Origin of the sequence: Xanthomonas sp. SHU 199, assembly GCF_000364665.1 — a bacterium.
GTDB lineage: Bacteria > Pseudomonadota > Gammaproteobacteria > Xanthomonadales > Xanthomonadaceae > Xanthomonas_A > Xanthomonas_A sontii.
On the sequence record NZ_AQOI01000515.1, the window covers coordinates 1 to 9,723 of the forward strand.

General features: G+C 69.0%; 10 protein-coding genes. 8 read left to right on the forward strand and 2 right to left on the reverse strand.

The features are described 5' to 3' along the window. Positions 1-267 (reverse strand): hypothetical protein (locus tag D183_RS24965; RefSeq protein ID WP_039728047.1); only part of this gene is annotated, 267 nt, incomplete at its 3' end. A gap of 103 nt (positions 268-370) precedes the next feature. Then, entirely contained in the window at positions 371-910 is a 540-nt protein-coding gene (locus D183_RS0115745; RefSeq protein ID WP_223875778.1) for an RNA polymerase sigma factor, read from the reverse strand. A gap of 277 nt (positions 911-1,187) precedes the next feature. On the opposite strand from D183_RS0115745, the gene gmk reads away from it, so the two are divergent. The 8 genes from gmk to D183_RS0115785 form a co-directional block, all read left to right on the forward strand. Then, the gene (gmk, locus tag D183_RS0115750; RefSeq protein ID WP_017909850.1) at positions 1,188-1,814 is read left to right on the forward strand and encodes a guanylate kinase; all 627 of its coding nucleotides are present in this window, start codon (positions 1,188-1,190) and stop codon (positions 1,812-1,814) included. Between the two features lie 112 nt (positions 1,815-1,926). After that, positions 1,927-2,226 (forward strand): DNA-directed RNA polymerase subunit omega, encoded by a 300-nt coding sequence (gene rpoZ, locus D183_RS0115755; RefSeq protein ID WP_010343101.1) that lies wholly within the window; start codon positions 1,927-1,929, stop codon positions 2,224-2,226. A 100-nt stretch (positions 2,227-2,326) separates the two neighbouring features. Next, complete coding sequence (locus tag D183_RS0115760; RefSeq protein ID WP_017909851.1) at positions 2,327-4,498, forward strand: RelA/SpoT family protein; 2,172 nt, start codon at positions 2,327-2,329, stop codon at positions 4,496-4,498. Positions 4,499-4,805: 307 nt separating this feature from the next. Beyond that, positions 4,806-5,189, forward strand: coding sequence for a RidA family protein (locus D183_RS0115765; RefSeq protein WP_010341827.1), 384 nt, complete (start codon positions 4,806-4,808; stop codon positions 5,187-5,189). Between the two features lie 9 nt (positions 5,190-5,198). Further along, positions 5,199-7,349, forward strand: a complete 2,151-nt coding sequence (gene recG / locus D183_RS0115770; RefSeq protein ID WP_017909852.1) for an ATP-dependent DNA helicase RecG — start codon at positions 5,199-5,201, stop codon at positions 7,347-7,349. A gap of 193 nt (positions 7,350-7,542) precedes the next feature. Further along, entirely contained in the window at positions 7,543-8,481 is a 939-nt protein-coding gene (locus tag D183_RS0115775; protein ID WP_017909853.1) for a nucleoside hydrolase, read from the forward strand. A gap of 151 nt (positions 8,482-8,632) precedes the next feature. Then, entirely contained in the window at positions 8,633-8,875 is a 243-nt protein-coding gene (locus D183_RS0115780; RefSeq protein ID WP_010341537.1) for a type B 50S ribosomal protein L31, read from the forward strand. Between the two features lie 290 nt (positions 8,876-9,165). After that, positions 9,166-9,723, forward strand: a 558-nt coding sequence (locus D183_RS0115785; protein WP_039728048.1) for a citrate/2-methylcitrate synthase, incomplete at its 3' end; no start/stop codon positions are given.

Consider the following 9,723-nt stretch of genomic DNA (forward strand, 5'->3'; position numbering starts at 1 on the left):
CGCGACGGCAGCGGCAGAGACGGGCGGGGCGAGGTCGATGCCCAGTTCGTCGCCGATGGCCGCGGCTGGGGCGTGCAGCACGCCGAGCAGCGCGCGTGCCTCGGCCATCGCCTGCGCATGCAGCGCCGGCGCCAGCGCCAGCCACGCGGCATGGGCGCGCCAAGTGGCGTCATCGGCATCCGGGTCCAGGCGCAAGGTCCAGTGCACCGCCTGTTCGAACACGCTGTCATCGAGCAGGCTGTCATCGGGTGAGTGAGGGGCGGTCATCGGTTGCCTATCCGTCAAGGAATGGGTCGGGCATCAGCGCAGACGGATGCCGGGCTATGTACGGGACGACGGGTCGACAGCGCCGGTTCCCCCGGCGGTGCCGTCAAATCTCGCGGCCGGCCTCGCGCAAGCGGCGTCGGCAATGGGTTACGGCCACGGCGATGTGTTTTTCGACCGTGCGCGGGGAGATGTCCAGATGCGCTGCGATCTGCGCGGTGCTCATGTTGCGGCCGCGGAACAGCACGAAGACGCGCCGTGCCTGCGGCGGCAGGTCGCGGATCGCCTGCAGCAGCACGGCGTACTCCTGCCGGCTCAGCGCGCTCTGGTAGGGCGAGGGCGCCGGACTGGGCACCTCGTGGCTGGTGTCGTTGGCGGCAAGGAAGCGGCTGCGCGATGCGGTCACGCGGCCCTGGTCGTTGGCGACGTTATCGATCACCGTGCGCAGGTAGCGTCCCGGGTCGCGCACAGCCTCGGCGCCCCCGGTGCCGGCGCCGCGCGTGGCCAGGCGGATCCAGGCATCGTGCACCAGATCGCCGGCCGCCCCCGCGTACTTGCGCGCGGCGTAGCGCTGCAGCTCCTCGTACTGGCGTTCCAGCGCCTCCACCAGCGGTGCAGGGCCGGGCGGGGGAGAGGAAAGGGGCATGGCATCCATCCCGGAAACCGTGTGGAAGACCGGCAGTCTAGTGCGGGTGATAGTCATTCTCAATTGCGGCGATATTGTGCCGCCTGTCGGCGCCGGCGCGCGCAGCGCGACGGCCGAGACCGGTCGCCCTTGGAAATCGCTTGTTCATCATGCGCTTGCCGCCCCGCTGCGGAGGCGGCCGGCGCGCCAGTGTCAGGCGCGACATGCGCGCCGGCTTGCGGTCGCGGCTGGGACTGGTATCGTGCGCCGCCCGACCGTCGACGCCGAGACCCGAGCGATGCGTGGCACTCTCTACATCGTGGCGGCCCCGTCCGGCGCCGGCAAGAGCAGCATCGTCAACGCCACCCTGGCGCGCGACCCGCAGATCGCGCTGTCGATCTCGTTCACCTCGCGCGCGCCGCGGCCGGGCGAACGCCATGCCGAGCACTACCATTTCGTCTCCGCCGACGAGTTCCAGCGGATGATCGATGCCGGCGACTTCTTCGAGTACGCCCGCGTGCACGGCGACTGGAAAGGTACCGCGCGGCAGTCGGTGGAGCCGCAGCTGGCCGCCGGCCACGACGTGCTGCTGGAGATCGACTGGCAGGGCGCGCGCCAGGTGCGGGCCAAGGTGCCGGATGCGGTCAGCGTGTTCATCCTGCCGCCGTCGCGCGAGGCCCTGGAGCAGCGCATGCGCAAGCGCGGCCAGGACAGCGAGGCGGTGATCGCGCAGCGGCTGGCCGCCGCGCGCGAGGAGATGTCGCACTACGCCGACTTCGACTACGTGATCGTCAACGAGCATTTCGACACCGCGGTGGACGAGATGTGCGCGATCTTCGTCGCCAGCCGCCTGCGCCGGCCGCAGCAGCAGCAGCGCCATGCCGCACTGATCGATACCCTCCTGCAGGAACAGCCAACTGGCTGATTCCAAAGGGAACTGAATGGGGTGGGGTTGATCTCGGGCGGTTGCCGCCCTACAATCCCCGCCCTTTCCCTCATTCGAACGCGTGGCCGCCGCCGGCCCGCCGGGAGCCCGCATGGCCCGCATCACCGTAGAAGATTGCCTGGAAGTCGTTAACAACCGTTTCGAACTGGTCATGATGGCGTCCAAGCGCGCCCGCCAGCTCGCCAACGGCGTGCAGGCCACCCTCGACAACACCGAGTCGGCCGACAAGCCGACCGTGCTGGCGCTGCGCGAGATCGCCGCGCGCAAGATCGACAACGCGCTGATCGACGAGGTCGAGAAGGCCGAACGCGAGCGCGCCGAGCGCGAAGCCCTGGAATGGGCCGCGGCCGAAGTGGTGGCCGACGAGGACATGTCCAAGAACGACGACTGATCGCGTCCCGCGTCGCGATCGTCCTGCGAACAGCCCGCATCCGCGGGCTGTTTCGTTTTGCGGGTTTGCCGTCCACGCGCCGCTGGCATAGTCTTTCCGCATGAACCCAGGCCCTTCTGCCCAGGTCGCCCACGCCGCGCCATCGTCGGCCGACGAGGCGGTCCCCGACTACGTCCTGCAGCTCGAACGCAGCGCCAGCTATCTGCCGCCCGAGCAGATCCCGCTGCTGCGCCGCGCCTGGGAGGTCGGTGCGGCCGCGCACGCGGGGCAGACCCGCAAGTCCGGCGAGCCCTACATCACCCATCCGGTGGCGGTGGCCGGGGTGCTGGCCGAACTGGGCCTGGACGTGGAGGCGCTGATCGCGGCGATCCTGCACGACACCATCGAAGACACGCCGCTGACCCGCGCCGAGCTGGCCGCCGAGTTCGGCGAGGCGGTGGCGGAACTGGTCGACGGCGTCACCAAGCTGGACAAGCTCAAGTTCCGCGACCGCCAGGAAGCGGCCGCCGAAAGTTTCCGCAAGATGTTGCTGGCGATGTCGCGCGACCTGCGCGTGATCATGATCAAGCTCGCCGATCGCCTGCACAACATGCGTACGCTGGGCGCGCAGAGCGCCGAGGCGCGCAGCCGCATCGCCCGAGAGACCCTGGAGATCTACGCGCCGATCGCCCAGCGCCTGGGCATGAGCCTGATGAAGTCCGAGCTGCAGAACCTCGGCTTCCGCGCGCTGCATCCGTGGCGCCACGCGATCATCGAAAAACACATCCGCAGCCAGCCGGTGGTGCGCCGCGAGTCGATGGCGCAGGTGGAAGTGCAGTTGTCGCAGCGCCTGGCCAAGGAAGGGCTGGAGCACCGGCTGGTGAGCCGGATCAAGACGCCGTGGAGCATCTACAACAAGATGCGCGACGAGAACAAATCCTTCGACCAGGTGATGGACGTGTTCGGCTTCCGCCTGGTGGTGCGCGGCGTGCCCGACTGCTACCACGCCCTCGGCGCGGTGCATGCCACCTTCAAGCCACTGGATGCGCGCTTCCGCGACTTCATCGCCATACCCAAGGCCAACGGCTACCAGTCGCTGCATACGGTGCTGTTCGGGCCCTACGGCTCGCCGATCGAGGTGCAGATCCGCACCGAGGAAATGGACCTGATCGCCGAACGCGGCGTCGCCGCGCACTGGACCTACAAGTTCGGCGGCGATTCGCCCAACAGCGCGCAGAGCCGCGCGCATGCGTGGATCGTCGAGCTGATCGAATCGCAGCGCGCCGCCGGCTCGTCGCTGGAGTTCCTGGACAACGTCAAGGTCGACCTGTTCCCGGACGAGGTCTACCTGTTCACGCCCAAGGGCAAGATCCTGGCGCTGCCGCGCAACTCCACCGCGCTGGACTTCGCCTATGCGGTGCATACCGACGTCGGCAACCGCGCGGTGGCCTCGCGCGTGGACAAGAAGCTGGTGCCGTTGCGCACCAAGCTGGTCAGCGGACAGACGGTGGAAGTGATCACCGCGCGCTCGGCCACGCCCAAGCCGCAGTGGCTGGAGTTCGTGGTCAGCAGCAAGGCGCGCACCGCGATCCGCCACCAGCTCAAGCAGCTCGAACACGAGGACGCGGTGCAGCTCGGCCATCGCATGCTCGATCGCGCGCTGGAGGCGATGGACAGCTCGCTGGAGCGGCTGCCCAAGGGGCGCCTTGATTCGTTCCTCAGCGAGCACCGCTACCCGCGCCTGGAGGCGCTGCTGGCCGACGTGGCCCTGGGCAACTGGATGCCCAACCAGGCCGCGCAGGCGCTGATGGCGTATGCCGAACTGCGCGGCGGCGGCCATTCCAAGCACTCGCAGGAAAAGATCCTGATCAACGGCACCGAGCGCGGCGTGGTCAGCTTCGCCAATTGCTGTCAGCCGATTCCCGGCGACGAGATCATGGGCTACCACACCGCCGGCAAGGGCATCGTGGTGCATCGCCTGGACTGTCCGAACCTGGCCGAACTGCGCAAGTCGCCCGAGCGCTGGGTGCCGATCGGCTGGGATACCAGCGTGATCGGCGACTACGACACCGCGCTGGTGGTGGACGTGGAGAACCGCACCGGCGTGCTGGCGCAGCTGGCCGCGGCGATCGCGCAGAGCCAGTCCAACATCGAGCGTGTCGACTACCTGGACCGCGACTTCAACGCCGCGGTGCTGCGCTTCAACATCCAGGTGCGCGACCGTAACCACCTGGCCGAAGTGATGCGCCGGCTGCGGCGCTTGAATGCGGTGCAGAGCGTGCGGCGCCAGTAGGCGGTGCTGGGCGGAATGGGTCGGGAGTTCTTGTGGGAGGGACTTCAGTCCCGACGCGTGATGGTGTCAGGCGGCTTCTGCTTCACTCGTCGCGGCTGAAGCCGCTCCCACAAGGAATGGACTGGGGTTTCGTGCCAGTGCACGTGATCGGGCATCGTCCGCGCCGCCTGCCAACGCGGTTGTATGACAGTCGACGCCTGCGAAAAAACGCTTGGTCGCGATCCTGTCACGGTCATGCTCCCCAATCCCCAATCCCCAGCCGTGCACGCCAGCTAAACTAGGCGGACATTCTTCCAACGGAGTCGCCATGTCCCGCCAGATCATCCATACCGACCGTGCACCGGCCGCGATCGGCCCGTATTCGCAGGCCGTGCGCGCCGGCAACACTGTGTACTTCTCCGGGCAGATCCCGCTGGATCCGGCCACCGGCGAGATCGTCGCCGGCGACATCGCCGCGCAGGCGCGCCGCGCGTTCGACAACCTGCAGGCGGTGGCCGAGGCGGCCGGCGGCTCGCTGGACCGCATCGTGCGCCTGGGGCTGTACCTCACCGACCTGGCGCAGTTCGCGCAGGTCAATGCGGTCATGCAGGACTACTTCCAGGCGCCGTTCCCCGCGCGCTCCACCATCGAAGTCTCGGCGCTGCCCAAGGGCGCGGGCTTCGAAGTGGACGCGGTGATGGTGCTGGACTGATCCCCTGCCGTGCCGCGCGTGCAGGTTCCGGCGCCGGCGCTGTCGGCGGCAGGCGAGGCGCCGCTGACCACGCTGCCCGGCGTCGGTCCCAAGCTGGCGGAGAAATTCGCCGCGCGCGGCCTGTCCACCCTGCAGGACCTGTGGCTGCACCTGCCGCTGCGCTATGAGGACCGCACTCGCCTGACCACGGTGGCGGCGCTGCAGCCGGGCGTGCCCGCCCAGATCGAGGGGCGGGTGCAGGCGGTGGACCGCGGCTTCCGCTACCGGCCGATGCTGCGCGTGGCCGTGGCCGATGAGTCGCGCGGCACCCTGGTGCTGCGCTTCTTCCAGTTCCGTGCTGCGCAGGCGGCGCAGTTCGCGGTCGGCGCGCGCTTGCGCGCCTTCGGTACGCCCAAGCCGGGCCAGCACGGGCTGGAGTTCGTGCATCCCAGCTACCAGATCCTCGGCGAGGGCGATGATACGGCGCTGGGCGATCGCCTGGATCCGGTGTACCCGGCGGTGGAGGGTGTCGGTCCGGCGACCGTGCGCCGGCTGATCGGCCAGGCACTGGACCGGCTGCCGGAGGAGGCGGCACTGGAACTGCTGCCGGCGTCGCTGCTGAGCGAACTTGGCCTGCCGTCGCTGCGTAGTGCGTTGCTGGTCGCGCATCGGCCGCCGCCGCAGGCCGACCTGGCCGCGCTCGCCGCCGGCCTGCATCCGGCGCAGCAGCGCCTGGCGCTGGAGGAACTGCTCGCGCATCACCTGAGCCTGCGCCGCCAGCGCATCGCCATGCAGTGCCAGCCGGCACCGTCGCTGCGCGGCCGCGGGCTGCTGGCCAAGCGCCTGCAGCAGTCGCTGCCGTTCCAACTGACCGGCGCACAGCAACGCGTGTTCGCGCAGATCCGCGCCGACCTGGAGCGGCCGGCGCCGATGCTGCGGCTGGTGCAGGGCGACGTCGGCAGCGGCAAGACCGTGGTCGCCGCGCTGGCGGCGATGCTGGCGGTGGACAAGCGCAAGCAGGCGGCGCTGGCCGCGCCCACCGAACTGCTCGCCGAACAGCATCTGGCCAACCTGCGCGGTTGGCTGGAGCCGCTGGGCGTGCGCGTGGCCTGGCTGGCCGGCAAGGTCACCGGCAAGGCACGCAGCGCGACCCTGGCGCAGATCGCCTCGGGCGAGGCGCAGGTGGTGGTCGGCACGCACGCGCTGATGCAGGAGGCGGTGCGCTTCCACGACCTGGCCCTGGCCATCGTCGACGAGCAGCACCGCTTCGGCGTGCACCAGCGCCTGGCGCTGCGCGACAAGGGCGCTTCCGGTGCGGGCGTGCCGCATCAACTGGTGATGACCGCCACGCCGATCCCGCGCACCCTGGCGATGGCCGCCTATGCCGATCTGGACGTCTCCTCCATCGACGAACTGCCGCCGGGACGCACGCCGGTGCAGACCATCGTGCTCAACGCCGAGCGCCGTCCCGAGCTGGTGCAGCGCATCCGTGTGGCCTGCGCCGAAGGCCGCCAGGCCTACTGGGTCTGCACGCTGATCGAAGAGGCCGAGGACAACGAGAAATCCGCGCAGGGCGGCGGCGCCGGCAACCGGCTCGAGGCCAGCGCCGCGCAGGCCACCTTCGAAGCGTTGTCGGCGCAGTTGCCGGAACTGCGCGTGGGCCTGGTCCACGGACGCATGAAGCCGGCGGAGAAGCAGGCGGCGATGCGCGCGTTCAAGCAGGGCGAGATCGACCTGCTGGTCGCCACCACCGTCATCGAGGTCGGCGTGGACGTGCCCAACGCCTCGCTGATGATCATCGAGAACGCCGAACGCCTGGGGCTGGCGCAGCTGCACCAGTTGCGCGGGCGGGTCGGGCGCGGCGCGGCGGCGTCGAGCTGCGTGCTCATGTACCAGGCGCCGCTGTCGGCGATGGCGCGGCAGCGCCTGGAAACCATGCGCCAGACCAACGACGGCTTCGTCATCGCCGAGAAGGATCTGGAACTGCGCGGTCCCGGCGAACTGCTCGGCACCCGCCAGACCGGCCTGGCCGCGTTCCGCGTGGCCGACCTGGCCCGCGACGCCGGCCTGCTGCCGCGCGTGCACGCCCTGGCCGACCGGCTGCTGGAGGAGGCGCCGGTCCTGGCCGACCGCATCGTCGCGCGCTGGGTCGGTGGGGCGGTGCGGTTCGCCGGGGCGTGAGGGGCTGGGATTCGGCATTGGGGATGACCAGCCATTCGGCTGTTGAAAGCGGGGATTCGTAAAAGCGGCCGCTCCTTCGGGGAGAAACGTGGCGGTGTCGCCTTTGCGAATCCCGACTCCCCAATCCCCGCGCCTTCCCATGCCTGCCCGGCAGTGCCAGACTCGGCGGCCGAATGGACGAGCGAAGCGACGCATGAGCGACAAGATTCCCCTGTTGATCGATACCGACCCCGGCGTGGACGACGCGCTGGCGCTGCTGATGGCCTTCGCCGATCCGCGCCACGAGGTGGTCGGGCTGACCATCGCCGCCGGTAACGTCGGCCTGCGCCACACCGTGCGCAACGCGCTGAAACTGTGCGAAGTGGCCGGGCGCGAGGATGTGCCGGTGTTCGCCGGCTGCGCCGATCCGCTGCTGCACCCGTCGGTGGACGCCGGGCACGTGCACGGTCAGGACGGTTTCGGCGACGTCGACCTGCCGCCGGCCGCGCGCGGCGCCGAGGCCGAGCATGCCGCGCTGGCGATCCTGCGCCTGTCGCACCAGTACGCCGGGCGCCTGCTGCTGGTCGCGCTGGGGCCGCTGACCAACATCGCGCTGGCGCTGAAGCTGGACCCGACCCTTCCGCAGCGCGTCGGCCGCTTCCTGGTGATGGGCGGGGCGATCACCTGCCACGGCAACATCACCCCGGCCGCCGAGTTCAACATCGCCTTCGATCCGGAGGCGGCGCACATCGTGTTCAAGGCGTTCCCGCACATCGAAGTGGCGGATTGGGAAGCGACCGTGGCGCACGGCCTGCCGCACCGCGAGGTCGAGCAGTGGCTGGCGGTGGATGCGCCCAAGGCGCGCTTCTACGAGCTGATCTCGCGCAAGACCCGGCTGTGGTCGGAAGACGCCCGCGGCGAGCACTGGTACGCCGCCGACGCGCTGGCGATGGCCTGGGCGCTGCAGCCCGACGGCGCCGAGGAGGTGCAGGCGCGGCCGATGCAGATCGAGCTGTCCGGGGTGCATACCCGCGGCGCCACCCTGGTCGACTGGAACCGCCAGCTGGGCCTGCCGGACAACGCGACCATGCTCATCCGCTACGACCACGCCCGTTTCCTGGGCCTGGCCCGCGCGGCGGTCGGCGCCGGCTGAGCCTGGCGGTCCCGCCCGGTTCCGGGCGGGACCCCAGTGGTAGAACAGCCGCGAGCCGTCACCTCACTTGCCTTCACGTAAACGTTGCGTGCAGGGCGGCAGGGCTGTTATAGTTTCCCTCTTGTCCAGCAGCCACCTACGGTGCGAGCCCATGAAGGCCGACATCCATCCCCAGTACCGCGACGTCGTGTTCCACGATGTCACCTCCGATTTCAAGATCCTGACCCGTTCGACCATGTCCTCGAAAGAGACGGTCAAGTGGGAGGACGGCGAAGAGTATCCGCTGATCAAGGTCGAAATCTCCTCGGCTTCGCACCCGTTCTACACGGGCAAGCACAAGGTCATCGACACCAGCGGCCGCATCGACAAGTTCCAGAAGCGCTACGCGCGCTGATCGGAACCGTCGAACGGATGTAAAGCGACGGCCGCCTGCGCGGCCGTTTTGCTATCCGCCACATCCTGTCTTCCTGGCGTTGACGCGCCGGTGTCATCCTTCCGTGAAAGTGCGGCGAGGATGCAACGCTGTGTCGCTTTCCTGCCGCCATCGTGCAACGTGGGTGGTGAGCGACGACGCAAATGCTGCTGTGCGATAATGGCGCGATCCGTGGCGATTGCCGTGGACTTCCTTCACGCGTCTGTTCGCAACGTAATCGGACAGGCGCCTTCCATCGAGGAGCGCACACTGTGTCCGATCTTGATCAGGTCACGTTGAACGCCGGCGACAAGTCGGTCGTTCTTCCGGTACTCAAGCCCACCCTGGGCAACGATTGCGTCGACATTTCCAAGTTGACCAAGGAGACCGGTCTCTTCACCTACGACTCGGGCTTCACCGCGACCGCCAGCTGCAAGTCGGCGATCACCTACATCGACGGCGACAACGGCGTGCTGCTGTACCGCGGCTACCCGATCGAGCAGCTGGCCGAGAAGTCCAACTTCCTCGAAGTGGCCTATCTGCTGATGAACGGCGAGCTGCCCACCGCCGACGAATTCAAGAAGTTCGACCACGAAGTGACGCATCACACGATGATGCACGAGTCGCTGAAGAACTTCCTCGGCGGCTTCCGCCACGACGCGCACCCGATGGCGATGATGGCCGGTACCGTGGCCTCGCTGTCGGCGTTCTACCACGACACCCTCGACCTCAACGATCCGGAGCAGCGCCGCCTGGCCGCGATCCGCCTGATCGCCAAGGTGCCGACGATCGCCGCCGCCGCCTACCGCTACTCCATCGGCTGGGCGGTC

What these genes read in the sequence shown, in the direction of transcription:
- D183_RS0115745 (WP_223875778.1), bottom strand. Translation starts at nt 910, where the DNA reads ATGCCCCTTTCCTCTCCCCCGCCCGGCCCTGCACCGCTGGTGGAGGCG.
- gmk (WP_017909850.1), top strand. Translation starts at nt 1,188, where the DNA reads ATGCGTGGCACTCTCTACATCGTGGCGGCCCCGTCCGGCGCCGGCAAG.
- rpoZ (WP_010343101.1), top strand. Translation starts at nt 1,927, where the DNA reads ATGGCCCGCATCACCGTAGAAGATTGCCTGGAAGTCGTTAACAACCGT.
- D183_RS0115760 (WP_017909851.1), top strand. Translation starts at nt 2,327, where the DNA reads ATGAACCCAGGCCCTTCTGCCCAGGTCGCCCACGCCGCGCCATCGTCG.
- D183_RS0115765 (WP_010341827.1), top strand. Translation starts at nt 4,806, where the DNA reads ATGTCCCGCCAGATCATCCATACCGACCGTGCACCGGCCGCGATCGGC.
- D183_RS0115775 (WP_017909853.1), top strand. Translation starts at nt 7,543, where the DNA reads ATGAGCGACAAGATTCCCCTGTTGATCGATACCGACCCCGGCGTGGAC.
- D183_RS0115780 (WP_010341537.1), top strand. Translation starts at nt 8,633, where the DNA reads ATGAAGGCCGACATCCATCCCCAGTACCGCGACGTCGTGTTCCACGAT.